Source organism: Streptomyces sp. NPDC050732 (assembly GCF_040654255.1).
Lineage (GTDB): Bacteria > Actinomycetota > Actinomycetes > Streptomycetales > Streptomycetaceae > Streptomyces.
The window spans coordinates 220294-246825 of the sequence record NZ_JBFAHP010000002.1 but is presented as its reverse complement, the minus strand read 5'-3'; the positions used below and the strand labels follow the sequence as shown (position 1 = coordinate 246825).

Genomic DNA, 26532 nt, shown 5'->3' with positions numbered 1-26532 from the left:
GCGGCAAGATGCCGGGCATCGACAAGGTGACCGGGTTCGCCCTCGGCCCGTACCAGACCGCTGTGATCCGCATCGGGTTCGCCGCCACCTGGCTGTTCTTCCTGCTGCGCGAACTCCCCCACCGCCATGAGCTGTACGGCCCCGACGGTCCCTGGAGCTGGGACATGGCGCAGCAGCTCATCGCGAGCAACGGCGCCTTCACCGCTCTGATGTGGTCGGACGGGCAGGTCTGGTTCGAGATCGTCTACGCGCTGGCGATCGTCAGCAGTGCCCTGCTGCTGCTCGGCTGGCACACGCGCGCGATGTCCGTGCTCTTCATGGTCGGTGTCCTGTCGCTGCAGAACCGCAGCATCTTCATGGGGGACGGCGGCGACAACGTCATCCACCTGATGTCGACCTACCTGGTCTTCACCCGGTGTGGCCAGGTCTGGTCACTGGACGCGCGGCGTGCGGCACGCGTGCGGGCACACGCACGCGCGCGTGTGGAGGGGGCCGCTCTGTGGTGGGTCTTCGGGCTCGGCCTGTCGACCGTGACATTCATGGGGGAGCTCAGCGGCGGGTGGCTGCTGTTCTTCTGGGGGCTGTGGCTGGTGCACGGCCTGTGGTGGGCCGTGGGGCGGCGGGCTCCGCGGAGCGAGCTGCGCAAGCTCCTCGACGTCGTGGCGAATCTGGCCCACAACGCCGGGCTGCTGGTGATCATGGTCGAGGCCTGTCTGATCTACGCGACGGCCGGCTGGTACAAGATCCAGGGCAGCCGCTGGCAGGACGGCACGGCCGTCTACTACCCGCTGAACCTCGACTACTTCTCCCCGTGGCCCGCCCTCTCCGAACTGCTCTCCTCCAGCGGCATCATGGTGCTGCTGGTGACGTACGGGACGGTCGCCGTGCAGGTGGCCTTTCCCTTCACCCTCTTCAACCGCCGGGTCAAGAACGTCCTGCTGGCCGTCATGATCGTCGAACACGCCGTGATCGCGGTCGTCCTGGGGCTGCCGTTCTTCTCGCTCGCGATGATCGCGGCCGACGCGGTGTTCCTGCCGACGTCTTTCCTGCGGCGGCTGGGTGGCTGGGTGGCACGCGCGCGTGGAGGGGTGGTTTCCCGTTTGGGAGCCGTCAGGTATCTCAGGCCAGTCAGGTCTCTCAGGTTCACCAGGTCTGTCAGGTCGGTCAGGTCTTTCAGATCTGACAACGGTGCTGTGCCGGATCCGCGCTCCCGGGGCGGGAAGCGGGGCGAGGAGCCCCCCGAGCACGCGCGCGTAGGCTTCACTCCATGAACAGGACGGACGAGGCGGACCCCGACAGCGCCGTACGCGCCTGGCGCGGGCTCGCCGATACCTCCGTGCTGCTCGACGGCTTCCACGCGATCAAGCATGCGCTGCGCTTCGGCGCGCGGGTACCGGTCGCGCTGACCAGTGACCGGTCCGCTGTCCTGGCGCTCGCGGACGAGCTGGCGCCGGACGTGAGGGGCGCGCTCGACGCGCTGCTGGCGCAGGTCCCGGACGAGCGGCTGCGCGCCCTCGTGCCGCGGCTGCATCCCACGGCGGTGGCCGCCCTGGCGGTGCGTCCCTCCCGGGCGGACCACCTCGAAGCACTGGGGCGTGTGCCCAGGTCGGCGCCGGTCGTCGTGCTCGACGACCCGCGCAATCTGGGCAACGCGGGCGCCGTGATCCGGCTCGCCGCGGGGTTCGGGGCGACCGGTGTCGTCACGACCGGCACGCTCGACCCCTGGCACCCCACGGTCGTGCGGGGCGGTGCGGGTCTGCACTTCGCGACCGCCGTGGAGCGCCTGGACGCGGCCGAGCTGCCGCCGGGCCCGGTGTTCGCGCTCGACGCGGAGGGCGAGGACATCAGGGGGTTGAAGCTTCCGGACGATGCCGTGCTTGCTTTCGGGTCCGAGCGCAGCGGTCTGTCGGCCGCGCTGCGGGAGCGCGCGGATCACCTGGTGTCCCTGCCGATGCGCCCCCAGGTCTCCAGCTACAACCTGGCGACGAGCGTCGGCATGGCGCTCTTCCACTGGTCGGCGGGCAGGCCTCCCGGGCCGGAGGCCTGAACCCGCCGCGCGTCACAGCTCACGCATCACGCGCCGCACATCACGCATCAGGCGTCACGCGTCCTTGCGGATCTCCACCACCCGGAAGCGGTTGGCCACGAACGCGCCGTCGCACAGCGCGGCGTTCGCAGCGGGGTTGCCGCCCGAGCCGTGGAAGTCCGAGAACGCCGCTGTCTGGTTCACATAAACGCCGCCCGTGAGGTTCAGGGACAGCTGGGCGCACTCTTCGAGGCAGGTCTCCTCCACGGTGGCGGAGAACTCCTCCGACGTCGTGTACGCCCCGACGGTCATCGCTCCCTTGTCGCGCACCGTGCGGCGCAGCAGCTCCACCGCGTCCGTCGCGGAGTCGACGGCGACCGCGAAGGAGACCGGTCCGAAGCACTCGCTCAGATAGGCGGCCTCGGCGTCCGGCTTGGCGCCGTCCAGCTTGACGATCACCGGGGTGCGGACCACCGCGTCCGGGAATTCGGGGTTGGCGATCTCCCGGGAAGGAAGGGCGACCTCGCCGAGACCCGCGGCTGCTTCCAGGCGCGCCTTCACATCAGGGTTGACCAGCGCGCCGAGGATGCCGTTCGCCCGGGCGTCGTCGCCGAGGAGGCCGCTCACCGAGGAGGCGAGGTCCGCCACCACGTCGTCGTACGACTTGGGGCCGGCGTCCGTCTCGATGCCGTCGCGCGGGATGAGCAGGTTCTGCGGGGTGGTGCACATCTGGCCGCTGTACAGGGACAGGGAGAAGGCGAGGTTGGCCAGCATTCCCTTGTAGTTGTCCGTCGACTCGACGACGACCGTGTTGACCCCGGCCTTTTCCGTGTAGACCTGCGCCTGGCGGGCGTTGGCCTCCAGCCAGTCGCCGAACGACGTCGATCCCGTGTAGTCGATGATCTTGATTTCGGGGCGTACGGCGAGCGTCTTGGCGATGCCCTCACCGGGCCGCTCGACGGCCAGACAGACGAGGTTCGGGTCGAAGCCCGCCTCGGCGAGGACCTCGCGGGCGATGCGCACGGTGAGAGCCAGGGGCAGCACCGCGCGCGGGTGGGGTTTGACCAGGACGGGGTTGCCGGTGGCGAGCGAGGCGAAGAGGCCCGGATAGCCGTTCCACGTCGGGAAGGTGTTGCAGCCGATCATGAGCGAGATGCCGCGGGCGACGGGCGTGAACCGCTTGTTCAGCGCGATCGGGTCGCGCTTGCCCTGGGGCTTGGTCCACTCGGCGGCGTCGGGGGTGCGGGCCTGCTCCACGTACGCGTAAGCGACTGCTTCCAGGCCGCGGTCCTGGGCGTGCGGGCCGCCCGCCTGGAAGGCCATCATGAAGGCCTGGCCGCTGGTGTGCATGACCGCGTGCGCGAACTCGTGCGTACGGGCGCTGATCCGCGACAGGATCTCCAGGCAGACCATCGCGCGCACTTCCGCGCCCGCGTCGCGCCAGGCGCGCATTCCGGCGCGCATGGCGGGGAGCAGGGTGTCGATGTCCGGGTGGGGATATGTGATCCCCAACTCCGGCCCGTACGGAGATACTTCCCCGCCCACCCAGTCGTCCGTGCCGGGCTGGTCGAGGTCGAAGCGGGTGCCCTGGAGGGCGTCGAAGGCGGCCTTTCCTTCGGGGAGGCTCAGGCTGCCGTCCCCGTACGCCTTCGGGTGCTCGGGGTGGGGGGACCAGTACGCACGCGTGCGGATGGTCTCCAGCGCCTGGTCGAGGGTGGGCCGGTGCTTGGCGATCAGCTGGTGCGCGGTGAGTTCGGCGGCCATGACGGGACCAACTCCTCCTCGGGCAGCTCTTCATCGAGCTGGCGAGCTGGGCAGGGACGGTGGGCAGGAACGCTCTGACAGAGCTAGAGTAACCGAACGATCGGTCGGGACAAGGGGGTCCGCCGAACCTGTGGACAACTTCTTCACGGCCACCCCCGAACCCTGCGGCCGACGGGCCGTGCGGGAGGATCGCGAGCATGACAGCACTCGAGCTCAGCAGCGCCGTTGCCGTGGTCGGTACCGGAACCATGGGGCAGGGCATCGCCCAGGTCGCCCTGGTCGCGGGCCACCCCGTGCGGCTGTACGACGCCGTGCCAGGCCGTGCGCGGGCGGCTGCCGACGCGATCGGGGCCCGTCTGGACCGGCTCGTAGAGAAGGGCCGGCTGAGTGCCGAGGACCGCGCCGCGGCCGGTGCCGGGCTCACTCCCGCCGAGAGCCTCGCGGAGCTCGCCGACTGCGGACTCGTCGTCGAAGCGATCTTGGAGCAACTGGACGTCAAACAGGAGCTGTTCCAAGACCTCGAAGAGGTCGTCGCCGAGGACTGTCTGCTGGCCACCAACACCTCGTCCCTCTCCGTGACCGCCATCGCGGGCGCCCTGCGCGAGCCCGGCCGATTCGTCGGCCTGCACTTCTTCAACCCGGCGCCCCTGCTCCCCCTCGTCGAGGTCGTCAGCGGCTTCGCGACGGACGAGTCGGCGGCCACGCGCGCGTACGGGACCGCAAAGGCCTGGGGCAAGACCCCGGTGCGCTGCGCGGACACCCCCGGCTTCATCGTCAACCGCATCGCGCGGCCCTTCTACGCCGAGGCGCTGCGCCTGTACGAGGAGCGGGTCGCCGACCCGGCCACGATCGACGCCGTGCTGCGCGAGTGCGGCGGCTTCAAGATGGGGCCCTTCGAGCTCACCGACCTCATCGGCCAGGACGTCAACGAAGCCGTCACACGCTCCGTGTGGGAGGCCTTCTACCAGGACCCCAAGTTCACGCCCTCCCTTGCGCAGCGCCGCCTCGTCGAGTCGCGCCGTCTCGGGCGGAAGTCGGGCCAGGGCTGGTACGCGTACGGAGACGACGCCCCGCGCGCGGAACCGCACACCGCGCCGCCCGAGAAGGCCCCGGCGGCCGTCGCCGTGCACGGTGACCTGTTCCCTGCGGACGCGCTGATCGACCTGATGGGGACGGCGGGCGTACGGGTCGACCGCGGCAAGGGAGTGCCGAGCCACCCCGGCTGCATCGAGCTCCCCAGCGGGGCGCGGCTCGCTCTCGCCGACGGCACGGCCGCCGACGCCGCGGCGGAGCCCACGATCCACTTCGACCTCGCACTGGACTACCGCACCGCGACGAGGATCGCCCTAGCCCCTTCGAGCAGGGTGAGCGAGCGGTCCCTCAAGGAAGCGATCGGCCTCTTCCAGGCGCTCGGCAAGAAGGTCAGCGTCATCGGGCACACCCCGGGGATGATCGTGGCCCGCACGGTGTGGATGCTCGTCGACTTCGCCCTGGACGCCGTCGGACGCGAGGTGGCGGACGCCGAGGACATCGACACCGCCATGCGCCTCGGCGTCAACTACCCGCTCGGGCCCATCGAATGGGGCCGCCGCCTCACCACGTACCGCGTGGCCGAGGCGCTCGACGTCCTGCACGACGAGTACCCCACCGGGCGTTACGCGCCCTCCCAGGCACTGCGGCGCCAGGCCGTGCGAGAGGAGTACTCATGACCACCGTCCGACGGGACACGTACACCCCGGAGACACTGCTGAACGTGGCCGTCCGGGTCTTCAACGAACGCGGCTACGACGGCACGTCCATGGAGCACCTCTCCAAGGCGGCCGGCATCTCCAAGTCGTCGATCTACCACCACGTGGCGGGCAAGGAGGAGCTGCTGCGCCGTGCGGTGAGCCGGGCACTCGACGGGCTCTTCGGCATCCTCGCCGAGGAGCGCGCGCGCGTGGGCCGTGCCGTGGAGCGCCTGGAGTACGTCACGCGCCGCACCGTGGAGGTGCTGGTCGCCGAGCTGCCCTACGTGACGCTGCTGCTGCGGGTGCGCGGCAACACGGACACCGAGCGGTGGGCCATGGAACGGCGCAGAGAGTTCGACCAGCAGGTGGCCGAGCTGCTCAAGGAGGCCGCCGCGGACGGTGACCTGCGCTCCGACGGCGACCTGCGGCTGGCCACCCGGCTGCTCTTCGGAATGATCAACTCCATTGTGGAGTGGTACCGCCCGGAGAGCCGGGGCGCCGCCAATGGCGAGCAGATCGCCGACGCGGTGGTGCAGTTGGCGTTCGCGGGACTGCGCACCGACCGGTGAACCCCCACCGCTGAACCCCGGCCGCCGGGGTCAGCTGTCCGGCTCCATGTCGTCCTCCTCGAAGACCAGCAACGTACGGGTGCTGAGCACTTCGGGGATGGACTGCAGCCGGGTGAGCACCAGCTCCCGCAGCGCGCGGTTGTCCGGCGTGTGCACCAGGAGCAGGACGTCGAAGTCGCCGCTGACGAGCGCGATGTGGGAGGCGCCGGGGAGCGCGCGCAGATGTTCGCGCACCGTGCGCCAGGTGTTCTGGACGATCTTGAGCGTGATGTACGCGGACGCGCCCTGCCCGGCACGCTCATGATTGATCCGCGCGCCGAAGCCCCGGATGACGCCGTCGTCGATGAGGCGGTTGATGCGCGCGTACGCGTTGGCACGGGACACATGGACCTGCTCGGCCACGGAACGTATCGACGCGCGTCCGTCCGTGTGCAGGATCTGCAGGATGTCGCGGTCTATGGCGTCCAAGGGGCGGGGGTCCGGTCTCGCGGGTTCGGGGACGCGGGGCTCGGGGGCGCGGGTCCCGGAGGGGCGCTCAGAGGGGCGCGGTTCAGGAATCCGGGGCTCCGGGAGGTCGCCGTCGTGCCCGTCGGCCATTCGTTCAGATGCCATGTCCCCCCGCCTCCCTACCATGGACGTACTGCGTCCATCCCAGGCTGTGGAGAACCGTTTGTCCACAGCCTGGAGGTGCCTGTAGCCAAAATGTGCCGTCGACCGAACAATCGGTAGGTGAGGCGCATCACGTCGGCGCGCCTCGTTTGCCCACTCCCACGAGGAGACCGCTTCCCCAGGAGGTGCCGTCATGACGGTCATGGAGCAGCGGGGTGCCTACCGGCCCGCCCCGCCCCCCGCTTGGCAGCCCAGGACCGACCCCGCGCCGCTGCTGCCGGACGCGGAGCCGTACCGCGTCCTCGGCACCCAGGCCGCCGAGAAGGCCGACCCGGGGCTGCTGCGCCGTCTCTACGCGGAACTGGTGCGCGGTCGCCGCTACAACACCCAGGCGACCGCCCTGACGAAGCAGGGCAGGCTGGCGGTCTACCCCTCCAGCACCGGACAGGAGGCGTGCGAGGTCGCCGCGGCGCTCGCCCTGGACGAGCGGGACTGGCTCTTCCCCAGCTACCGGGACACGCTCGCCGTCGTCGCCCGCGGCCTCGACCCCGTCGCCGCGCTGACGCTGCTGCGCGGCGACTGGCACACTGGTTACGACCCGCGCGAGCACCGGGTAGCGCCCCTGAGCACCCCTCTCGCGACGCAACTCCCGCACGCCGTGGGCCTCGCGCACGCCGCCCGGCTCAAGGGCGACGAAGTGGTCGCGCTCGCCATGGTCGGCGACGGCGGCACCAGCGAGGGCGACTTCCACGAGGCGCTGAACTTCGCGGCGGTGTGGCAGGCCCCCGTGGTCTTCCTCGTGCAGAACAACGGCTTCGCTATCTCCGTGCCGCTCGCCAAGCAGACCGCCGCGCCCTCCCTCGCCCACAAGGCCGTGGGGTACGGCATGCCGGGACGCCTGGTGGACGGCAACGACGCGGCGGCGATGCACGAAGTCCTGAGCGAAGCGGTCGCCCGCGCCCGGCGGGGCGGTGGTCCGACGCTCGTCGAGGCCGTCACGTACCGCATGGAAGCCCATACGAACGCCGACGATGCCACGCGTTACCGCCAGGACACCGACGTCGACGCCTGGCGGGACCACGACCCGATCCTGCTCCTGGAGCGGGAGTTGACGGAGCGCGGACTCCTGGACGACGAGACGAAGCGACGGACGAGCGACGACGCCGAGGCCATGGCGGCCGACCTGCGGGAACGCATGAACCAGGATCCCACGCTCGACCCGATGGACCTTTTCACGCACGTGTACGCCGAGCAGACCACGCAACTGCGGGAGCAGGCGGCACAGTTGCGGGCCGAGCTGGAGGTGGCCTCGGAAGAGGCCGAGGAGGAAGCGCGATGACCACGGTCGCGGCGAAGCCCGCCACCAAACCGGCCACCATGGCGCAGGCGCTCGGGCGCGCGCTGCGGGACTCCATGGCCGAGGACCCGTCCGTGCACGTCCTCGGAGAGGACGTGGGAGCGCTCGGCGGCGTCTTCAGGGTCACCGACGGGCTCGCCAAGGAGTTCGGCGAGGACCGCTGCACGGACACGCCGCTGGCCGAGGCGGGCATTCTCGGCACGGCGGTCGGCATGGCGATGTACGGCCTGCGGCCCGTCGTCGAAATGCAGTTCGACGCATTCGCCTATCCCGCCTTCGAGCAGCTGATCTCGCACGTGGCGCGGATGCGGAACCGCACGCGCGGCGCCATGCCGCTGCCCATCACCGTCCGCGTGCCCTACGGAGGCGGCATCGGCGGAGTCGAGCACCACAGCGATTCCTCCGAGGCGTACTACATCGCGACGCCGGGCCTCCATGTCGTCACGCCGGCCACCGTCTCCGACGCCTACGGCCTGCTGCGCGCCTCCATCGCCTCCGACGACCCGGTCGTCTTCCTGGAGCCGAAGCGCCTGTACTGGTCCAAGGCGGACTGGAACCCGGAGGCACCGCAGAGCGTTGAACCGATAGGCCGCGCGGTCGTGCGGCGCGCCGGGCGCAGCGCCACTCTCATCACGTACGGCCCGTCCGTGCCCGTCTGCCTGGAGGCGGCCGAGGCCGCGCGCGCCGAGGGCTGGGACCTCGAAGTGGTCGACCTCCGCTCCCTGGTGCCGTTCGACGACGAGACGGTCGCCGCGTCCGTGCGGCGTACGGGGCGGGCGGTCGTCGTGCACGAGTCGGGCGGCTTCGGCGGCCCCGGCGGTGAGATCGCCGCGCGGGTCACCGAGCGGTGCTTCCACCACCTGGAGGCGCCGGTGCTGCGGGTCGCGGGCTTCGACATCCCGTATCCGCCGCCCATGCTGGAGAAGCACCACCTGCCGGGTGTCGACCGGATCCTGGACGCGGTCGCGCGGCTCCAGTGGGAGGCGGAGAGCTGATGGCCCCTGCTCTTGATGTGAACAGTATGGAATTCAAACTGCCCGACCTCGGGGAAGGTCTGACGGAGGCGGAGATCGTCCGCTGGCTCGTCGAGGTCGGTGACGTCGTCGCCGTGGACCAGCCGGTCGTCGAGGTCGAGACGGCCAAGGCGATGGTCGAGGTGCCGTGCCCCTACGGAGGCGTGGTCACGGCCCGCTTCGGCGAGGAGGGCGTGGAACTCCCGGTCGGGGCACCGCTGTTGACGGTGGCGGTGGGCGCCCCGGCCGAGGCGGCCGGGTCCCGGGCCCCTGAGGAGCCCGCCGAGCGGGCGCTGCAGACGGCCGCCGAGGAGTCCTCGGGGAACGTGCTGGTCGGGTACGGCACGGGGGCTGCGCCGGCGCGCCGCAAAAGAGTGCGGCCGGTGGAACCAGTGCAACCAGTGCAACCAATGCAATCAGCGCGACCGGTGCAGTCGATGCACGGCGCTTCGCCTGAGCCGCCCCCGGCAGATGTCGCGGACGGCCCCATTCCGGTGATCTCACCTCTCGTACGGAAGCTGGCGCGGGAGAACGGGGTCGAGCTGCGGAGCCTCGTGGGCTCGGGGCCGGACGGGCTGATCACGCGGGCCGATGTCGAGTCGGCCATCTCCGCAGGCAAGACCGCGAGGGTCAAGGCGGCGGTCCGTGAGGACGACGAGCTGATCCGCGCGGGGCGGGCCGAGGCGCGCCGCCAGGTGGAGGCGGGCGAGGAGCCGCGGAGGGGAGGCCTCGAATCGCGGCACCCGCTGACCGGCATCCGAGGCCTGGTCGCGGACAAGATGGCCCGCAGCCGACGGGAGATACCGGAGGCGACCTGCTGGGTCGACGCCGACGCGACGGAGCTGCTTGCGGCCCGCACGGCGATGAACGCGGCGATGACGGAACGCGACGGCAGCCAGAAGGTGTCGCTGCTCGCGCTGCTCGCCCGTATCAGCGTCGCCGCGCTGACCCGGTTCCCCCAGCTCAACTCCTCGGTCGACATGGAGGCGCGGGAGGTGCGGCAGTACGCCGACATCCACCTCGGCTTCGCCGCGCAGACCGAGCGGGGGCTGGTCGTCCCCGTGGTGCGGCATTCCCAGTCGCGGTCGACGGATTCGATCAACGCGGAGCTGATCCGGCTCACGGAGTGCGCGCGGGCGGGCACGCTGACCCCGGGGGAGCTGACCGGAGGGACCTTCACGCTCAACAACTACGGGGTGTTCGGCGTCGACGGTTCGACGCCGATCATCAACCACCCCGAGGCGGCCATGCTCGGAGTGGGCCGGATCGTGCCCAAGCCGTGGGTTCACCAAGGGGAGTTGGCGGTGCGGCACGTGGTGCAGCTGTCGCTCACCTTCGACCACCGGGTGTGCGACGGCGGTACGGCGGGCGGGTTCCTGCGCTATGTGGCGGACTGCGTCGAGCAGCCGGCGGTGTTGCTGCGGTCGGTGTGAGCGGAGATCGCGCCCGCGTGACGCAAGCGCCTTTCCCCTAGGGCATTTTTCAGGGGTGTCAATGATCCTTCCTGCGCCCATACTCGGAGGGTGACCACAAACGAGGGCGGCCCGCACCCCGAGTCCGGGCCGCAGGCCGCCGACTCCGGGCCGTACGACGCCGTCGTACTCGCCGGGGGCGGCGCCGCGCGGCTCGGCGGTGCGGACAAGCCGGGGGTGCGGGTCGGGGGCCGGACGTTGCTCGACCGTGTCCTGGCAGCCTGTTCCGGTGCCGGGACCACTGTCGTCGTGGCCGCGCCGAGGCCGACCGCGCGTCCTGTGGTGTGGGCGCGCGAGGAGCCCGCGGGCGGTGGCCCCCTGGCCGCGCTCGACGCGGGGCTCCGGCACGCCGCGGCGGAGCGGGTCGTGGTGCTCTCCGCCGACCTCCCGTTCCTGGGTGCGGAGACCGTACGAAGCCTCCTCGCCGGCCTCGACGGGAGCGGCGCGGACGGGGCGGTCCTCACCGACCCCGACGGCCGTGACCAGCCGCTCGTCGCGGCCTACCGGCGGGACGCCCTCCGGCGGGAGATCGCGGCGGTCGGCGGTGCGCTCGCCGGGCTGCCGTTGCGGCGGCTCACCGGGCGGCTCGTCCTGACGCGGGTCGCCGACCCCGTCGCCGCTTTCGACTGCGACACCTGGGACGACATCGCCACTGCCCGGGCACGCATCAGGGAGCATGGCAACGTGTTGGATGAATGGATTTCCGCAGTCAAGGACGAGCTGGGCATCGACCTGGACGTCGACACCGGCGCCCTCCTCGACCTCGCTCGCGACGCCGCGCACGGCGTGGCCAGACCCGCGGCACCGCTGACCACGTTCCTCGTCGGGTACGCGGCGGCACAGGCCGCCGCGCGGGCCTCCGCCACGGGGGACGCGGCCGGTGGCGCGGCCGGTGATGCGGCCGCCGGTGCGGAGGCCGTGGCCGAGGCGACGCGCAAGGCCGTGGCGCTCGCGGCCCGCTGGACGGACGAGGACCGGCAGGACGCGCAGCCCGACCCGTCCCGTACGCCTCCGGACGCCGGATGACCGGGCAGCCCGCGCCGGACGCCGAGCTCGAAGAGGCGCTCGCCCTGGTGAACGGGGACCGCGCCGGCCGGGCCGGCGCGGTCTCCCGGCCGGGCCCCGCCTCCCAGTCGGCCCCCGCATCGGCATCAGCCTCGCCCTCGGAGCCGGAGCCGGAGCCGGGGCCGGGGCCGGGGCCGACGCCGCGCCCGACCCCGGAGCCCGCGTCAGGACGACGGCCGGCACCCACCCCCACCCCCACCACCCGGCCCGCCCCCACCCCCGCCACCGCCAACCCCGCCAGCACCACCCCCGGCGACGGCAAGCACCACAACATCACGCCGTGGTCCGACGCACGCGCCCGTGCCGAGCGTGCGGCCGCCCCGCACCCCGGGAGCGAGCCCGTCACGGCCCCCCTGGACCGGGCCCTCGGCCTGGTCCTCGCCGCGCCGCTCACCGCCCTGACGGACCTGCCGTCCTTCGACACCTCCGCCATGGATGGCTGGGTCGTCGCGGGCCCCGGCCCCTGGCACGTGCGGGCCGACGGGCGCGCCGACGGCATCCTCGCCGGAGACGGCCGCTCCGATGCGCTCACCGACGGAGAGGCCGTACGCATCGCCACGGGCGCCCGCATCCCGCAGGACGCCACCGCGGTGCTGCGCAGCGAGCACGGCCGCACCGACGACAAGGGCAGGCTCCACGCCCTGCGCGAGGTCGTCCAGGGCCAGGACATCCGCCCGCGCGGCCAGGAGTGCCGCTCCGGGGAACACCTTCTGCCGGCCGGTTCCCTGGTGACGCCCGCCGTGCTCGGTCTGGCCGCCGCCGCCGGGTACGACACACTGCCGGTGGTCCGCCGACCCCGCGCCGAAGTCCTCGTCCTGGGCGACGAGTTGCTGACGGAGGGCCTCCCCCACGGCGGCCTCATCCGGGACGCGCTCGGCCCCATGCTGCCGCCCTGGCTGCACTCTCTCGGCGCCGAAGTGACCGCTGTCCGGCGCCTCGGGGACGACGCCGAGGCCCTGCACCGGGCGATCACCGAGTCCACCGCCGACCTGATCGTCACGACGGGCGGCACCGCTTCGGGTCCCGTCGACCACGTCCACCCCACCCTGCGCCGGATCGGCGCCGACCTGCTCGTGGACGGGGTCGCGGTGCGGCCCGGGCACCCCATGCTGCTGGCCCGCACCCGGCCGGGACAGCACCTCGTCGGGCTGCCCGGCAACCCGCTCGCCGCCGTGTCCGGGCTGCTGACCCTGGCCGAGCCCCTGCTCCGCACGCTCTCCGGCCGCGCGTCCGGCTGCGGTGGCCCCTCGACGTACACCGCGCCCGTGCGCGACGACGTCCAAGGACACCCGCACGACACCCGCCTCGTTCCTGTCGCCCTGCGCGGCGACCTGGCCGTGCCGCTGCACTTCAACGGCCCGGCGATGCTGCGCGGCATCGCGGCGGCCGACGGGCTCGCGGTCGTGCCGCCCGGCGGGGCGCGCAGGGGACAGGAGTTGGAGGTCCTGGACCTGCCATGGGCAGTGCCGGACGTGGGGACAGGCGTAGGCGCAGGCGTGGGTACGGGCGGGGATACGGGCGTAGGCACAGGCTTGGGTACGGGTTTGTACGGTGGGTCGCTTGAACCGGGCGCGACTGTGTCCAGGGCCGGAGCCGAAGCAGCCGTAGACGACGGCGAGGAGCGTTTCACGTGAAACTTCCCGGGCATGACGCCATCGCGCGTCACCCCGACGAGCACCACGCGACCCACCGGATCAAACTGCCCCAGCGCGCGGTCGTGCGGCCGTTGCGGCAGGTCACCCGGCGGCTCGCGATGGCGCTGCTGGTGCTCGCCCTGACGACGTGCCTCGTCTGGATGGACCGCAGCGGGTACCACGACAACTCGGACCAGCACGTCGACTTCCTCGACGCCGCGTACTACGCGACGGTCACGCTCTCCACCACCGGTTACGGCGACATCGTCCCGTACAGCGACAGCGCCCGGCTCACCAACATCCTCCTGATCACGCCGCTGCGCGTGCTCTTCCTGATCATCCTGGTCGGCACCACCCTCGAAGTGCTCACGGAACGGACGCGCGAGGAATGGCGTCTGTCCCGCTGGAGGTCCAACTTGCGTGAACACACTGTCGTCGTCGGCTTCGGTACGAAGGGTCGATCCGCGATCCAGACCGTCTGCGCCACCGGCCTGAAGCCGGACCAGATCGTGGTCGTCGACCCCAGCGCGAAGGTCGTCGACGCGGCCACGGCGGAGGGGTACGCGGGCGTCATCGGCGACGCGACGCGCAGCGACGTGCTGCTCCGCGCCGAGGTGCAGCGCGCCCGCCAGATCATCATCGCGACACAGCGCGACGACACGGCGGTGCTGGTCGCCCTCACCGCGCGCCAGCTGAACCGCGGGGCGAAGATCGTCGCGGCGGTCCGCGAGGAGGAGAACGCGCCGCTGCTCCGCCAGTCCGGCGCGGACGCCGTGATCACCAGCGCCAGTGCGGCGGGCCGGCTGCTCGGGCTCTCCGTGCTCAGCCCGAGCGCGGGCATGGTCATGGAGGATCTGATCCAGCAGGGCAGCGGGCTCGATCTCGTCGAGCGGCCGGTGATAAAGGCCGAGGTGGGCCGCAGCGTGCGGGAGACGGACGACCTGGTGGTGAGCGTCGTACGAGGGCATCGTGTCCTCGGCTACGACGATCCGGCGGTCGGCAAGCTGCAGTTGACCGACCGCCTGATCACCATCGTCCGCGCCTCCCCCGGCACGACGGTCGCCCCGGACCTGAAGCCGCTGCCCCCAAGCTGACGCAACCTGGCTCGACCCGACCCGACCCGACCCGGCCCGGCTCGACCCGACGCCTGCGGGTGCGTGCCGGATGCGGGTTCGGACGACGCGAGTAGCCTCGGCCGTATGTATGCGATCACGATTCCCGAACCCGGTGGTCCTGAAGCGCTCGTATGGGCCGAGGTGTCCGACCCCGTGCCCGACGAGGGCGAGGTGCTCGTCGACGTGGTGGCGAGCGCCGTGAACCGCGCCGACCTGCTGCAGCGGCAGGGGTTCTACAACCCGCCGCCCGGCGCCTCCCTGTATCCCGGCCTGGAGTGCTCGGGCCGTATCGCCGCGCTCGGCCCCGGCGTCTCCGGCTGGGCGGTCGGCGACGAGGTGTGCGCGCTGCTCTCGGGCGGCGGATACGCGGAGCGGGTCGTCGTGCCGGCCGGACAGCTGATGCCCGTGCCCGAGGGCGTCGACCTCGTCACGGCGGCCGCGCTGCCCGAGGTGACCTCGACGGTCTGGTCCAACGTCTTCATGATCGCCCATCTGCGGCCGGGCGAGACGCTGCTCGCACACGGCGGTTCCAGCGGCATCGGCACCATGGCGATCCAGCTCGCCAAGGCCGTCGGTGCGAAGGTCGCCGTGACGGCGGGCAGCAAGGAGAAGCTCGCGTTCTGCGGTGAGCTCGGGGCGGACGTCCTCATCAACTACCGCGAGCAGGACTTCGTCGAGGAGATCGAGCGGGCCACGGGCGGGGCGGGCGCGGACGTCATCCTCGACAACATGGGCGCGAAGTACCTGGACCGGAACGTCAAGGCCCTCGCCGTCAACGGCAGGCTCGCAATCATCGGCATGCAGGGCGGCGCCAAGGGCGAGCTGAACATCGGCGCGCTCCTCAACAAGAGGGGCGCCGTCACCGCGACCTCCCTGCGCGGTCGTCCGCCCGCCGAGAAGGCATCCATCGTCGCGGCGGTGCGTGAGCACGTGTGGCCGCTGATCGGCGGGGGCCATGTGCGGCCCATCGTCGACCGGACGGTGCCGATGAGCGACGCGGCGGCGGCGCACCGGGTCCTGGAGGAGAGCAGCCACATCGGCAAGGTGCTTCTCACGCGGTAGCTGAGCGACCACCTGGTCGAGATGCCGGATTCATTGCACCATGTGACGCTTGATGCTGGTGCAGTGATCTACTCGATCTCGGCGACCCGGCAGCGGGAGGGGGTCAGCTCGGTGCAGGTTTCCTGGGTGATCCGTCGCCCCGTCCTCCTCCGCCCCGTCCTCCTCGTCGCGGCGCTCTGCGCGGTCCTGGCGGCGGCGTTTCCCGGCCTCGTCTCGTACGCGGCCGACGCCCCGCCCAGGCACCCCGTCACCAGCGTCGACGAGACGTCCCGCGCCGGGAGCCGTCCGGGCGAGGGCCGGGAGCGGCCCGGGCGGGCCCAGCCGCTCCCTCCCGACCTGCCGCCCCGGCCCTACAGCCCGCCCCGGATCCCCCCGCCCCCGCAGCAGCCGATGCCGACTCCGGCGGCGCACCGGAACTCCGCGTGGGAACCCACGGGGCAGCCGCCCGCCGGACCCGTCCTGCCGAACCTCCGTGTCCTGCCCCTCGGCGCCGGCCTCGTCCTCATCGGCCTCGGCCTCGGCTTCCTCGGTCTCCGGTTGCGCCGCGGCTGAGGGTGGATCAGTCCAGTACGGGGGCACCACCGATGTGTGACGTACGCGTGCGAGAGAATGGCGGCATGGAGATGCCGAGGAACGAACGGTCGCCGGAGAGCCCCCAGGTCCTGGTCGTGGGCCAGGACGGAATGGCTCTCGGTGGTGGCGGAGACGACGAATCCCGCGAGGTCCCGGTGACGGAGATGGTCGAACAGCCGGCCAAGGTGATGCGCATCGGCAGCATGATCAAGCAGCTGCTTGAGGAGGTGCGGGCGGCTCCTCTCGACGAGGCGAGCCGGGTCCGCCTCAAGGAGATCCACGCCAGTTCGGTCAAGGAGCTTGAGGACGGCCTCGCCCCCGAGCTGGTCGAGGAACTGGAGCGGCTCTCCCTGCCCTTCACCGAGGAGGCGACGCCGAGCGACGCGGAGCTGCGGATCGCGCAGGCCCAGCTGGTCGGCTGGCTGGAAGGCCTCTTCCACGGGATCCAGACGACGCTGTTCGCGCAGCAGATGGCGGCGCGGGCCCAGCTGGAGTCGATGCGCAGGGCGCTGCCGCCGGGTGTGGGGGGCGGCGACGACGAGGACGAGAGCGGCGGCATCGCGGGCCGCACGGGAGGCCCGTACCTGTAGTCGGCCCAATGTCGGCGCACACCGCCCGCACGTCCGAACAGCTACGCCGAGGGGCTCGGTACGCATCACGCGTACCGAGCCCCTCGGCGTAGCGAAACTCGGCGTGGAGGAAAGAGAAACCGCTAGGCCGGGTTGCCCGTCGAGACGTCGAACTGGATCTCCAGGCCCTTCGGGTCGACCTCCGTGCCTTCCTTCGGGGTCTGCCGCATGACGGTGTCCTCGCCGTAGGCGTTCTCGTCGACCTTGCGCTTGTCGTAGCTCCAGCCGGCCGCCTGGATGCAGGACAGGACGGACTTCCAGTCCTTGAACGTGAAGTCCGGGACCTTGATCTTTTCCTCGTCGTTGTAGCCCACGTCGGGCTCGGTGCACTCGTCGGTCTCCACCGTCATGTTCCGGTTGGGCCCCTTGTGGCCCGCCACCGGCTGCTTCGACTTGTCGCCCGAGCCTTCCTTGCCGCCGTCGTCGCCGCCACTGAGCGACAGCGCGGTGATCAGGCCGCCGATGGCGATGAGCGCGACGACGATCGAGCCGACGATCACCGGCATGTTCTTGCGCTTCCCGCCCGAGCCGCCCGAGCCGCCCGAGCCGCCGGAGGACGCCGTCGTGGCCGGCTGCGGCGAGAGGTTGTACGGCGGCGGGGTGTGCGCCCCCTGCGCACCCTGCTGCGGCGCGTACGCGTGGGCGGGCGGCGGGGTCTGGTAGCCGCCCTGCTGCGGGTAGCCGTAACCGGGCGTCGGGGTCGGCGCGGGCGCCGGGGTCGACGGGCCGTAGGGACCCGGCGCCGGACCCGGCTGGTACGGCGTCTGCACACCGCCGGTCTGCTGCGGCATCGACGCGTCGACCGGCGGGAAGACCGCCGAGCCGACGCCCGCGCCGCTCGCCGTCTGCGCGCCCGGCACGATGCTGGGGGCCGCGGCCTGGAAGGACTGGGCGACGCGCAGGCACTCGTCGCGCATGGCCTCGGCGGTCGGAAAACGCTCGTTCGGGTTCTTCTTCAGCGCGCGGGCGACGATCGCGTCGACCGCGGGCGGCAGGGAACGGTTGATCGAGGAGGGGGCGACCGGCTCCTCCTGGACGTGCGCGTACGCGATGGCGAGCGGTGAGTCCGCCTCGAACGGCAGGCGTCCGGTGGTCAGCTGGAACAGCATGATGCCGACGGAGTACAGGTCGGAGCGCGCGTCGACGCCGCGGCCGAGCGCCTGCTCCGGGGAGAGGTACTGCGGGGTGCCGACGACCATGCCGGTCTGGGTCATGGAGGTGACGCCGGACTGCATGGCGCGGGCGATGCCGAAGTCCATGACCTTCACGACGTTGCGCTTGGTCATCATGACGTTGCCCGGCTTGATGTCGCGGTGGACCAGGCCCATCTCGTGGCTGATCTCCAGCGCGGCCAGCACATCGGCGGTGATCTTCAGCGCCTGGTCGGTGGGCATCGCGCCGAACTGCGCGACGGACGCGTCGAGCACGGAGCCGAGCGGCTGGCCCTCGACGTACTCCATGACGATGTACGGCATGGTCGTGCCGTCCAGATCGTCTTCACCCGTGTCGAAGACCGACACGATGTTCGTGTGAGTGAGCTTCGCCACCGACTGGGCCTCGCGGCGGAAGCGCTCGCGGAAGGACTGTTCGCGACCGAGCTCGGTGTGCAGCGTCTTGATCGCGACCTGGCGGTCGAGCACGGTGTCGTAGGCGAGGTGCACCGACGCCATGCCGCCCTCGCCGAGCAGATCGCGCAGTTGGTAGCGGCCACCGGCCAGCGAACGCCCCGCGTACCGCCCCTGTGCGCCGTCCTGGCTGCTCATCTCGTGCGTCCCCCATTGGCGCGGCCGCCGGACGGCTCCGCGGCTGGTGATCGATAACCGCTATTCCAGGCCAAGTCTGCCCGAGGACGATGACGCGTCAAGCTCGGTGCCCGTTCCGTGACCGTACGCGCAAGAAGCGTCTCGGAAGCGTTACAAGTTTGCGCGCGGGACCCCGGGACGGCTTTGATGTCCGGTCCACCTCGAACCGGCGGGTGGCGCGAAGGCTGTAGCGTGGCCCGTCGGAGTACCCCGTACCGCGACGTACTCAGTACCAAGTACCACGACCAGAAACGACGGCGAGGACTGATGGCACAGACGCAGCGCGCTCAGGGCCCGTCCGACCCCGAGGCGACTGGCGGCGGTATGTCAGACGCGCCTGAATTGTGGGGCAACGGCGGGCTTGTGGGTGATGGCCGGTACCGGCTGACGCACAGACTCGGCCGGGGCGGCATGGCCGAGGTCTTCGCTGCCGAGGACGTACGTCTCGGGCGTACGGTCGCGGTCAAGCTGCTCCGCTCCGACCTCGCCGAGGACCCGGTCTCCAAGGCCCGTTTCACGCGTGAGGCGCAGTCCGTCGCCGGTCTCAACCACCACGCCGTGGTCGCGGTGTACGACTCCGGTGAAGACGTCGTCGGGCCGAGCGTCGTCCCGTACATCGTCATGGAGATCGTCGAGGGCCGGACGATCCGCGATCTGCTGCTCAACGCGGAGGCGCCGGGTCCGGAACAGGCCCTGATCATCGTGTCGGGCGTGCTCGAAGCGCTGGCGTATTCGCACCAGCACGGCATCGTGCACCGCGACATCAAGCCCGCGAACGTGATCATCACCAACACCGGCGCGGTGAAGGTGATGGACTTCGGCATCGCGCGCGCCCTGCACGGCGCGCAGTCGACGATGACGCAGACCGGCATGGTCATGGGCACGCCCCAGTACCTGTCGCCCGAGCAGGCGCTCGGCAAGGCCGTCGACCACCGCTCCGACCTGTACGCGACCGGCTGTCTGCTCTACGAACTGCTCGCGCTGCGGCCCCCGTTCACCGGTGAGACGCCGCTCTCCGTGGTCTACCAGCACGTCCAGGACACGGCCGTGCCGCCGTCCGAGGTCTCGGACGCGGCGCCGCCGGAGCTGGACGGGCTCGTCATGCGCTCCCTCGCGAAGGACCCGGACGACCGGTTCCAGACCGCCGAGGAGATGCGCGGCCTCGTCCAGTACGGGCTGCAGATGCTGCACGAGCAGGGCAGCCACACGGGCACCTGGAACACCGGCCCCGTCGAGACGCACGAGGGCGGCCGCACCGGCGCCATGGGCGTCGCGGGCACCACCGCGATGGCGCACCCGGACTCCGGGACCGCGCAGATCCCGAGCCCGATGCTGCGTCCGCCGGGCGACGACGGCGGCTTCGACGGCGGGCCGCGCGGCGGCAGGGGCAGCCGCGGCAGGATGTGGATCGTCGCCGTGCTGGCGGTCATCGCGATCGCGGTGGGTGTCGCGTTCGCGCTGAACGCGAGCGACGACAAGGGGAAGAAGAACCCGCCGAAGCCTCCCGCGACGAAGCAGTCGCAGTCGAAGGAGCCGAGCAAGAGCGCGGACGAGAAGACGTCGGACGAGACGGCCGACCCGGGTACGGGCACCGGCGGCGAGACGGACTACGACCCGCCGACGAACCAGCCGACCAATCCGACCGGCCCCACGGGCAACCCGTCCCGGCCGACCGACGACCCGACGACGCCCACCCAGGATCCGACGCAGCCCACCGAAGACCCGACGACGCCCACCCAGGACCCGACGCAGCCCACCCAGGACCCGACGCCCCCGGAGGGCGACGACGAGGGCGCCGAGAACGGCGGGGGCGACAACGGGGGCGGCGGGCTCTGACCCGGGCCTACGGCACGTACTGGAGGTGCCGGTCCTCGCCCGCCCGCAGGGTGTGGACCGTGCAGAACTGCGGCTCGATGCGCAGGTAGACCGGGTCGAAGGGTTCGCCGTCCACGAAGCGCGGCCCGCGGCCGAAGAGATCGAGTTCCGCCCGGGCCGGCTCGACCGCCTCGCAGAGGCCGACGAGCTGCACGGTCCAGCGGAGGTCGCGCACGGTCGTCACGTTGAGGTTGTCCGCGCCGTACGCGACGACGCTGCCGACGCAGGCCTGGTGGTAGCCGTATCCCCGGTGCATTCGGAGCAGAACCTTCCGGTCCACCACGATGTGCCGGCACGCCGCGAGGAAGGGGAGCGCGCGCATGCTGGTCGCCACTCGGCCGTAGTCGGTGCGGCCGAGGAGTTCCAGGGCGAGCTGATCGTCGGTGGGCATGCCACCACCATGGTTCATGGACAGGGTGCCGGAGAAGGGGATCCCGCCCTCATGAACCGGGGACGTAAGTCCCTCGACAGCCGCGACCCGATGTGCCGGACGCGCCCTAGTGCTGCTTCTCGGCCTGCATGCGCGCCACATAGGCGGCCGCCTGCGAGCGCCGCTCCATGCCCAGCTTGGACAGCAGGCTGGAGACGTAATTCTTGATCGTCTTCTCGGCCAGGTGCAGCCGCTCGCCGATCACGCGGTTGGTCAGGCCCTCGCCGATCAGGTCGAGGATCTTCCGCTCCTGGTCGGTGAGGTTGGCGAGACGGTCGTCGCCCTTGGCGCTGTTGCCGTCGCGCAGCCGCTCCAGGACCCGGGCCGTGGCGACGGGGTCGAGCAGGGACTTGCCTGCGGCGACGTCCCGCACGGCGGTGAGGAGCTCATTGCCGCGGATGGCCTTGAGGACATATCCGGAGGCACCGGCCATGATCGCGTCGAAGAGGGCCTCGTCGTCGGCGAACGAGGTGAGCATCAGGCACTTGATGTCCTCGTTCTGCGAACGGATCTCGCGGCACACCTCCACACCGCTGCCGTCCGGCAGGCGCACGTCGAGGACGGCCACGTCGGGCCGGGTCGCGGGGATCCTGACCAGGGCGTCTGCCGCGGTGCCCGCCTCGCCGACGACCTCGATGTCGGACTCCACGGAGAGCAGCTCATGGACTCCACGCCGGACCACTTCATGGTCGTCGAGGAGAAAAACCGTAATTTTTCCGTCTTCGCGCACGGAGCCAGTCTCACACACGATCTCTTCGGGTGCCCGGGCGGAACCCTTCCAATGCCCGGGGTGGCCGGGATAACGTGCCGGTGTTCCGGCCCCCTGCCAGGCTGTGATCAGTGCTGTGACCAGTAAGTGTTCCCCCTTTTCTCGGTGTACTCGGAAATCCAAGCATTCAGGTACTTGGATTTCCGAGTAAATTCGCAGGTCAGATGGGGTTTCACAGAAATGGGAGGCACTGGGTAACGTGCTTTGTGCAGGGCGCTCGCCGGGGCACCTGTCACGCCTGTTCCCGGCCGAGCCGCACCCACCCCGTGCGCGGGCACGGACCAGGCGAGCCGTACTGGTTTTCCCGGTAATCCCGGGGGCCGGACCGACGGAGGAGCACACGTGACCGTGGAGAGCACCGCCGCGCGCAAACCGCGCCGCAGCAGTACGAGCGGCGCCAAGCGCGCAAGCGCCAAGAAGCCCGCGCCGCAGAAAAGCATGGAGCCCGAGCTCGTCCAACTGCTGACGCCCGAGGGCAAGCGCGTCAAGAACGCGAAGAACGCGGTGTACGACGCGTACGTCGCGGACATCACCGCCGAGGAGCTGCGCGGGCTCTACCGCGACATGGTCCTCACGCGCCGCTTCGACGCCGAGGCCACGGCCCTGCAGCGCCAGGGCGAGCTGGGCCTGTGGGCCTCGCTGCTCGGTCAGGAGGCCGCCCAGATCGGCTCGGGGCGCGCCACCCGTGACGACGACTACGTGTTCCCCACGTACCGCGAGCACGGTGTCGCCTGGTGCCGCGGCGTCGACCCGACGAACCTGCTCGGCATGTTCCGCGGCGTGAACAACGGCGGCTGGGACCCGAACAGCAACAATTTCCACCTGTACACGATCGTCATCGGCTCGCAGACCCTGCACGCCACCGGTTACGCGATGGGCGTGGCCAAGGACGGCGCGGACTCGGCCGTGATCGCGTACTTCGGAGACGGCGCTTCCAGCCAGGGCGACGTGGCCGAATCGTTCACCTTCTCCGCGGTCTACAACGCCCCGGTCGTGTTCTTCTGCCAGAACAACCAGTGGGCGATCTCCGAGCCCACCGAGAAGCAGACCCGCGTGCCGCTCTACCAGCGCGCGCAGGGCTACGGCTTCCCCGGTGTGCGGGTCGACGGCAACGACGTGCTGGCCTGTCTCGCGGTCACCAAGTGGGCGCTGGAGCGGGCGCGCACGGGCGAGGGCCCGGCGCTGATCGAGGCGTTCACGTACCGCATGGGCGCGCACACCACGTCCGACGACCCGAGCAAGTACCGCAGCGACGACGAGCGGGTGGCCTGGGAGGCCAAGGACCCGATCCTGCGGCTGCGGGCCTACCTGGAGTCCGAAGGTCACGCGGATGAGGGATTTTTCGCGGAACTCGACGACGAGAGCGAAGCGTTGGGCAAGCGAGTGCGAGAGGTGGTGCGGGCGATGCCGGATCCGGATCTGATGGCGATCTTCGAGAATGTCTACGCGGACGGGCACGCGCTCGTCGACGAGGAGCGCGCCCAGTTCGCCGCCTATCAGGCGTCGTTCGCGGACGCCCCCGCGGGCGGGGAGGGCAAGTAACCATGGCTGTCCAGAAGCTTCCCATCGCCAAGGCGATCAACGAATCGCTGCGCACCGCGCTGGAGAACGACCCCAAGGTCCTCATCATGGGTGAGGACGTCGGCAAGCTCGGCGGCGTCTTCCGCGTCACGGACGGGCTGCAGAAGGACTTCGGCGAGGAGCGGGTCATCGACACCCCGCTCGCCGAGTCCGGCATCGTCGGCACCGCCATCGGCCTCGCGCTGCGCGGGTACCGCCCGGTGGTGGAGATCCAGTTCGACGGATTCGTCTTCCCGGCGTACGACCAGATCGTCACGCAGCTCGCGAAGATGCACGCCCGCGCGCTCGGCAAGATCAAGATGCCGGTCGTCATCCGCATTCCGTACGGCGGCGGGATCGGCGCGGTCGAGCACCACAGCGAGTCGCCCGAGGCGCTCTTCGCGCACGTGGCGGGCCTGAAGGTGGTCTCTCCTTCGAACTCTGCGGACGCCTACTGGATGATGCAGCAGGCCATCCAGAGCGACGACCCGGTGATCTTCTTCGAGCCGAAGCGGCGTTACTGGGACAAGAGCGAGGTCGACAAGGAGGCCTTCCCCGGCCCCCTGCACAAGGCCGTCGTCGCCCGCGAGGGCAGCGACCTCACGCTCGCCGCGTACGGCCCGATGGTCAAGGTCTGCCTGGAGGCGGCCGCGGCCGCCGAGGAGGAGGGCAAGTCCCTGGAGGTCCTGGACCTGCGCTCCATGTCGCCGATCGACTTCGACGCCGTGCAGGCCTCGGTCGAGAAGACCCGGCGGCTCGTCGTCGTGCACGAGGCCCCGGTCTTCCTGGGCACGGGCGCGGAGATCGCGGCGCGCATCACCGAGCGGTGCTTCTACCACCTGGAGGCGCCCGTGCTGCGGGTCGGCGGCTATCACGCGCCGTATCCGCCGGCGCGCCTGGAGGAGGAGTACCTGCCGGGTCTCGACCGGGTGCTCGACGCCGTCGACCGCTCGCTGGCGTACTGAGGGGGGGAGAGGGTCGTGACGACGATGACAGACACAGCTCTTGCCGAGTTCAAGATGCCCGACGTGGGCGAGGGACTCACCGAGGCGGAGATCCTCAAGTGGTACGTGGCGGTGGGCGACACCGTCACCGACGGCCAGGTGGTGTGCGAGGTCGAGACGGCCAAGGCCGCGGTCGAGCTCCCCATTCCGTTCAACGGTGTCGTACGCGAACTCCGGTTCCCGGAGGGCACCACGGTCGACGTCGGCCAGGTGATCATCGCGGTGGACGTGTCGGGCGGGACGGGCGCCCCGGCGGCGCCGGTACAGGAGACGACGCCCGAGCCCGCGCCCGAGGCGGAGCCCAAGGCTCCGGAGGGCCGGCAGCCCGTGCTCGTGGGGTACGGCGTCGCGGAGTCCTCCACGAAGCGGCGTGCGCGGAAGGCCGCCCCGGGAGAGACCCCGGTCGCGGCCGCCGAGCCCGAGCCGCAGCCGGAGGCTCAGTACGACCGCCCCCTGAACGGGCACACCGGCACCCGCCCGCTCGCCAAGCCGCCGGTCCGCAAGCTCGCCAAGGACCTCGGCGTGGACCTCGCGACGGTCACGCCGTCCGGGCCCGACGGGATCATCACCCGCGAGGACGTGCACGCGGCGGTGGCCCCGGCCCCGGCCGAGGCGCCCGCCCCGCGGCAGCCCGAGGCACCCGCCCCGCAGGTGACCGAGGCCCCCGCCCCGGCCGCCCCCGCGGCGCGCACGGATGCCCGCGAGACCCGTATCCCCGTCAAGGGCGTCCGCAAGGTCACCGCGCAGGCGATGGTCGGCTCGGCGTTCACGGCGCCGCACGTCACGGAGTTCGTGACGATCGACGTGACGCGGACGATGAAGCTGGTCGAGGAGCTCAAGCAGGACAAGGCGTTCGACGGCCTGCGGGTCAATCCGCTGCTGCTCATCTCCAAGGCCCTGCTGGTAGCGATCAGGCGGAACCCGGACATCAACGCCGCCTGGGACGAGGCCAACCAGGAGATCGTCCAGAAGCACTATGTGAACCTCGGCATCGCCGCGGCCACCCCGCGCGGTCTGATCGTGCCGAACATCAAGGACGCGCACGCGAAGACCCTGCCCGAACTGGCTGAGGCGCTCGGCGAGCTGGTCACCACGGCGCGTACGGGCAAGACCTCGCCCGCGGCCATGCAGGGCGGCACGGTGACGATCACGAACGTCGGCGTCTTCGGCGTCGACACGGGCACGCCGATCCTGAATCCCGGTGAGTCCGCGATCCTCGCGGTCGGCGCGATCAAGCTCCAGCCGTGGGTCCACAAGGGCAAGGTCAAGCCCCGCCAGGTGACGACGCTGGCGCTGTCCTTCGACCACCGTCTGGTGGACGGGGAGCTGGGCTCGAAGGTGCTGGCCGACGTGGCGGCGGTCCTGGAGCAGCCGAAGCGGCTGATGACCTGGGCGTAAGAGCGTAAGGACGAAGCGAGAAGGGCCCTGCCGCGACATCGCGGCAGGGCCCTTCTCGCATCTACGGGGCGTTACGCCACCTTGAAGCCGTAGTCCAGGAGCTTCTTCGCGTCCGCGGTGCGGTTGTTCAGCGAGGAAGAGGTCAGGACCGTGCCGACGACCGTCTTGCCGTTGCGGGTCGCCGCGAAGACGAGGCAGTACTTCGCCTCCGGGCCGGAGCCCGTCTTCACGCCGATGGCGCCGCGGTAGGAGCCGAGGAGGTTGTTCGTGTTCGACCACGACATGTTGCGGTAGCCACCGGACTTCGTGGTGACCTTCTGCGTGGTCGACTTGGTCTTCACGACCGTGCGGAACGTGGAGTACTTCATCGCGTTGCTCGCGAGCTTCGTCAGGTCGCGCGGCGTCGAGTAGTTCGCGCCGTGCCCGATGCCGTCGAACGAGTCGAAGTGCGTGTTGGACAGGCCGAGGGACCTGGCCGTCGAGTTCATCTGGCCGATGAAGTTCTTCACGCGGGCGGCACGGGTGGTGCCCTTGCCGAACTTGTCCGCGAGCGCGTACGCGGCGTCGCAGCCGGACGGCAGCATCAGCCCGTACAGGAGCTGGCGGACGGTGACCTTGTCACCGACGATCAGGCGGGCCGACGAGGCGTAGTTGTTGCGGACGATGTAGTCGCTGTATTCCTTCTGGACCTTGACCTTGGAATCCAGGTTGAGGTTCCGCTGGCCGAGCACCACGCGCGCCGTCATGATCTTCGTCGTGGAGCCGGTGGACCGGCGGGTGTCGGCGGACTTGGTGTAGAGGGTCTTTCCGTTGCCGTTGTTCATCACATAGCCGCCCTTGGCGACGATGGACGGCTTCGGGGGTGCGGCCGCGTGGGCCGGTGTGGTGAGGGCGCCGCCGGCCAGTACCGCGCTCGCGGTGACGAGGACGGCTGATGCGCGACGTACGCCCGTAATGCCGGTATTCAAGTTAAGTACTCCAAATGCCCCTGGGCTGCGGCTGCATGAGGGTGCCGCTCACTCAGTAGACGAGTGAGAGGGCCGGATGGATGTGCCGAAACGCCCGTGAATTCGGGG

23 protein-coding genes are annotated in these 26532 nt (G+C 70.9%); 17 read left to right on the top strand and 6 right to left on the bottom strand.

Annotation, left to right across the window (positions count from 1 at the left end; translation table 11 throughout):
* Positions 1–8: 8 nt before the first annotated feature.
* Positions 9–1271, top strand: a complete 1263-nt coding sequence (locus AB0H82_RS03130) for an HTTM domain-containing protein (RefSeq protein ID WP_362988314.1) — start codon at positions 9–11, stop codon at positions 1269–1271.
* Entirely contained in the window at positions 1268–2047 is a 780-nt protein-coding gene (locus tag AB0H82_RS03125; protein WP_362988168.1) for an RNA methyltransferase, read from the top strand. The genes AB0H82_RS03130 and AB0H82_RS03125 overlap by 4 nt, the downstream gene beginning before the upstream one ends.
* A gap of 54 nt (positions 2048–2101) precedes the next feature.
* Here the strand turns inward: AB0H82_RS03125 and paaN are convergent, their stop codons facing one another.
* Positions 2102–3790 carry a phenylacetic acid degradation protein PaaN gene (gene paaN, locus AB0H82_RS03120; RefSeq protein WP_362988166.1) on the bottom strand — a complete coding sequence of 563 codons (1689 nt, stop codon included), beginning with the start codon at positions 3788–3790 and terminating at the stop codon, positions 2102–2104.
* A gap of 197 nt (positions 3791–3987) precedes the next feature.
* Here paaN and AB0H82_RS03115 point away from each other — a divergent pair, with 197 nt between their 5' ends.
* Entirely contained in the window at positions 3988–5499 is a 1512-nt protein-coding gene (locus AB0H82_RS03115) for a 3-hydroxyacyl-CoA dehydrogenase (protein WP_362988164.1), read from the top strand.
* Positions 5496–6089: a TetR/AcrR family transcriptional regulator gene (locus AB0H82_RS03110; RefSeq protein WP_362988162.1), complete on the top strand. Its 594-nt coding sequence runs from the start codon at positions 5496–5498 to the stop codon at positions 6087–6089. Before AB0H82_RS03115 ends, AB0H82_RS03110 begins: the two co-directional genes overlap by 4 nt.
* A gap of 30 nt (positions 6090–6119) precedes the next feature.
* Here the strand turns inward: AB0H82_RS03110 and AB0H82_RS03105 are convergent, their stop codons facing one another.
* Complete coding sequence (locus AB0H82_RS03105; protein WP_362988160.1) at positions 6120–6701, bottom strand: Lrp/AsnC family transcriptional regulator; 582 nt, start codon at positions 6699–6701, stop codon at positions 6120–6122.
* 190 nt (positions 6702–6891) lie between these two features.
* Between AB0H82_RS03105 and pdhA (AB0H82_RS03100) the strand changes: the two genes are divergently transcribed.
* The 9 genes from pdhA (AB0H82_RS03100) (at position 6892) to AB0H82_RS03060 (ending at position 16579) form a co-directional block, all read left to right on the top strand.
* Positions 6892–8037 carry a pyruvate dehydrogenase (acetyl-transferring) E1 component subunit alpha gene (pdhA, locus tag AB0H82_RS03100; RefSeq protein WP_362988158.1) on the top strand — a complete coding sequence of 382 codons (1146 nt, stop codon included), beginning with the start codon at positions 6892–6894 and terminating at the stop codon, positions 8035–8037.
* Positions 8034–9050, top strand: a complete 1017-nt coding sequence (locus tag AB0H82_RS03095; RefSeq protein WP_362988156.1) for an alpha-ketoacid dehydrogenase subunit beta — start codon at positions 8034–8036, stop codon at positions 9048–9050. Before pdhA (AB0H82_RS03100) ends, AB0H82_RS03095 begins: the two co-directional genes overlap by 4 nt.
* A gap of 26 nt (positions 9051–9076) precedes the next feature.
* A complete protein-coding gene (locus AB0H82_RS03090; RefSeq protein ID WP_362988154.1) occupies positions 9077–10501 on the top strand; it encodes a dihydrolipoamide acetyltransferase family protein in 1425 nt (474 codons plus the stop codon).
* A gap of 90 nt (positions 10502–10591) precedes the next feature.
* A complete protein-coding gene (locus AB0H82_RS03085) occupies positions 10592–11566 on the top strand; it encodes an NTP transferase domain-containing protein (RefSeq protein WP_362988152.1) in 975 nt (324 codons plus the stop codon).
* Entirely contained in the window at positions 11563–13239 is a 1677-nt protein-coding gene (locus AB0H82_RS03080; protein ID WP_362988150.1) for a molybdopterin molybdotransferase MoeA, read from the top strand. The genes AB0H82_RS03085 and AB0H82_RS03080 overlap by 4 nt, the downstream gene beginning before the upstream one ends.
* Positions 13236–14333 carry a potassium channel family protein gene (locus tag AB0H82_RS03075; RefSeq protein ID WP_362988148.1) on the top strand — a complete coding sequence of 366 codons (1098 nt, stop codon included), beginning with the start codon at positions 13236–13238 and terminating at the stop codon, positions 14331–14333. Before AB0H82_RS03080 ends, AB0H82_RS03075 begins: the two co-directional genes overlap by 4 nt.
* Positions 14334–14438: 105 nt before the next feature.
* Positions 14439–15416 (top strand): NAD(P)H-quinone oxidoreductase, encoded by a 978-nt coding sequence (locus AB0H82_RS03070; protein WP_362988146.1) that lies wholly within the window; start codon positions 14439–14441, stop codon positions 15414–15416.
* Positions 15417–15479: 63 nt separating this feature from the next.
* On the top strand, positions 15480–15968 hold the full coding sequence (locus AB0H82_RS03065) for a hypothetical protein (RefSeq protein WP_362988144.1): 489 nt from the start codon (positions 15480–15482) through the stop codon (positions 15966–15968).
* A 65-nt stretch (positions 15969–16033) separates the two neighbouring features.
* Entirely contained in the window at positions 16034–16579 is a 546-nt protein-coding gene (locus tag AB0H82_RS03060) for a bacterial proteasome activator family protein (protein ID WP_362988142.1), read from the top strand.
* Positions 16580–16701: 122 nt separating this feature from the next.
* Here AB0H82_RS03060 and AB0H82_RS03055 read toward each other — a convergent pair whose 3' ends face one another.
* Positions 16702–18381, bottom strand: coding sequence for a protein kinase (locus AB0H82_RS03055; RefSeq protein WP_362988140.1), 1680 nt, complete (start codon positions 18379–18381; stop codon positions 16702–16704).
* A 306-nt stretch (positions 18382–18687) separates the two neighbouring features.
* Here AB0H82_RS03055 and AB0H82_RS03050 point away from each other — a divergent pair, with 306 nt between their 5' ends.
* On the top strand, positions 18688–20256 hold the full coding sequence (locus tag AB0H82_RS03050) for a protein kinase (RefSeq protein ID WP_362988138.1): 1569 nt from the start codon (positions 18688–18690) through the stop codon (positions 20254–20256).
* A 7-nt stretch (positions 20257–20263) separates the two neighbouring features.
* Here the strand turns inward: AB0H82_RS03050 and AB0H82_RS03045 are convergent, their stop codons facing one another.
* Both AB0H82_RS03045 and AB0H82_RS03040 read right to left on the bottom strand, forming a co-directional pair.
* Positions 20264–20686: a pyridoxamine 5'-phosphate oxidase family protein gene (locus AB0H82_RS03045; RefSeq protein ID WP_362988136.1), complete on the bottom strand. Its 423-nt coding sequence runs from the start codon at positions 20684–20686 to the stop codon at positions 20264–20266.
* A gap of 106 nt (positions 20687–20792) precedes the next feature.
* Positions 20793–21455 carry a response regulator transcription factor gene (locus AB0H82_RS03040; RefSeq protein WP_362988134.1) on the bottom strand — a complete coding sequence of 221 codons (663 nt, stop codon included), beginning with the start codon at positions 21453–21455 and terminating at the stop codon, positions 20793–20795.
* Between the two features lie 381 nt (positions 21456–21836).
* Between AB0H82_RS03040 and pdhA (AB0H82_RS03035) the strand changes: the two genes are divergently transcribed.
* From pdhA (AB0H82_RS03035) to AB0H82_RS03025, 3 genes are read left to right on the top strand one after another with little or no spacing between them, the layout of a single operon-like run.
* Positions 21837–23036 (top strand): pyruvate dehydrogenase (acetyl-transferring) E1 component subunit alpha, encoded by a 1200-nt coding sequence (pdhA, locus tag AB0H82_RS03035; RefSeq protein WP_362988132.1) that lies wholly within the window; start codon positions 21837–21839, stop codon positions 23034–23036.
* 2 nt (positions 23037–23038) lie between these two features.
* Positions 23039–24019 (top strand): alpha-ketoacid dehydrogenase subunit beta, encoded by a 981-nt coding sequence (locus AB0H82_RS03030; protein ID WP_362988130.1) that lies wholly within the window; start codon positions 23039–23041, stop codon positions 24017–24019.
* 15 nt (positions 24020–24034) lie between these two features.
* Positions 24035–25456: a dihydrolipoamide acetyltransferase family protein gene (locus AB0H82_RS03025; RefSeq protein WP_362988128.1), complete on the top strand. Its 1422-nt coding sequence runs from the start codon at positions 24035–24037 to the stop codon at positions 25454–25456.
* Positions 25457–25527: 71 nt separating this feature from the next.
* Here the strand turns inward: AB0H82_RS03025 and AB0H82_RS03020 are convergent, their stop codons facing one another.
* Positions 25528–26424, bottom strand: a complete 897-nt coding sequence (locus tag AB0H82_RS03020; RefSeq protein ID WP_362988126.1) for a D-alanyl-D-alanine carboxypeptidase — start codon at positions 26422–26424, stop codon at positions 25528–25530.
* Positions 26425–26532: the final 108 nt, after the last annotated feature.

Excerpts from the sequence above, each read along its gene's own strand:
- AB0H82_RS03130 (WP_362988314.1), top strand. The coding sequence starts at position 9 with ATGCCGGGCATCGACAAGGTGACCGGGTTCGCCCTCGGCCCGTACCAG.
- AB0H82_RS03125 (WP_362988168.1), top strand. The coding sequence starts at position 1,268 with ATGAACAGGACGGACGAGGCGGACCCCGACAGCGCCGTACGCGCCTGG.
- paaN (WP_362988166.1), bottom strand. The coding sequence starts at position 3,790 with ATGGCCGCCGAACTCACCGCGCACCAGCTGATCGCCAAGCACCGGCCC.
- AB0H82_RS03115 (WP_362988164.1), top strand. The coding sequence starts at position 3,988 with ATGACAGCACTCGAGCTCAGCAGCGCCGTTGCCGTGGTCGGTACCGGA.
- AB0H82_RS03110 (WP_362988162.1), top strand. The coding sequence starts at position 5,496 with ATGACCACCGTCCGACGGGACACGTACACCCCGGAGACACTGCTGAAC.
- AB0H82_RS03105 (WP_362988160.1), bottom strand. The coding sequence starts at position 6,701 with ATGGCATCTGAACGAATGGCCGACGGGCACGACGGCGACCTCCCGGAG.
- pdhA (WP_362988158.1), top strand. The coding sequence starts at position 6,892 with ATGACGGTCATGGAGCAGCGGGGTGCCTACCGGCCCGCCCCGCCCCCC.
- AB0H82_RS03095 (WP_362988156.1), top strand. The coding sequence starts at position 8,034 with ATGACCACGGTCGCGGCGAAGCCCGCCACCAAACCGGCCACCATGGCG.
- AB0H82_RS03090 (WP_362988154.1), top strand. The coding sequence starts at position 9,077 with ATGGAATTCAAACTGCCCGACCTCGGGGAAGGTCTGACGGAGGCGGAG.
- AB0H82_RS03080 (WP_362988150.1), top strand. The coding sequence starts at position 11,563 with ATGACCGGGCAGCCCGCGCCGGACGCCGAGCTCGAAGAGGCGCTCGCC.
- AB0H82_RS03070 (WP_362988146.1), top strand. The coding sequence starts at position 14,439 with ATGTATGCGATCACGATTCCCGAACCCGGTGGTCCTGAAGCGCTCGTA.
- AB0H82_RS03060 (WP_362988142.1), top strand. The coding sequence starts at position 16,034 with ATGGAGATGCCGAGGAACGAACGGTCGCCGGAGAGCCCCCAGGTCCTG.
- AB0H82_RS03055 (WP_362988140.1), bottom strand. The coding sequence starts at position 18,381 with ATGAGCAGCCAGGACGGCGCACAGGGGCGGTACGCGGGGCGTTCGCTG.
- AB0H82_RS03050 (WP_362988138.1), top strand. The coding sequence starts at position 18,688 with ATGGCACAGACGCAGCGCGCTCAGGGCCCGTCCGACCCCGAGGCGACT.
- AB0H82_RS03045 (WP_362988136.1), bottom strand. The coding sequence starts at position 20,686 with ATGCCCACCGACGATCAGCTCGCCCTGGAACTCCTCGGCCGCACCGAC.
- AB0H82_RS03030 (WP_362988130.1), top strand. The coding sequence starts at position 23,039 with ATGGCTGTCCAGAAGCTTCCCATCGCCAAGGCGATCAACGAATCGCTG.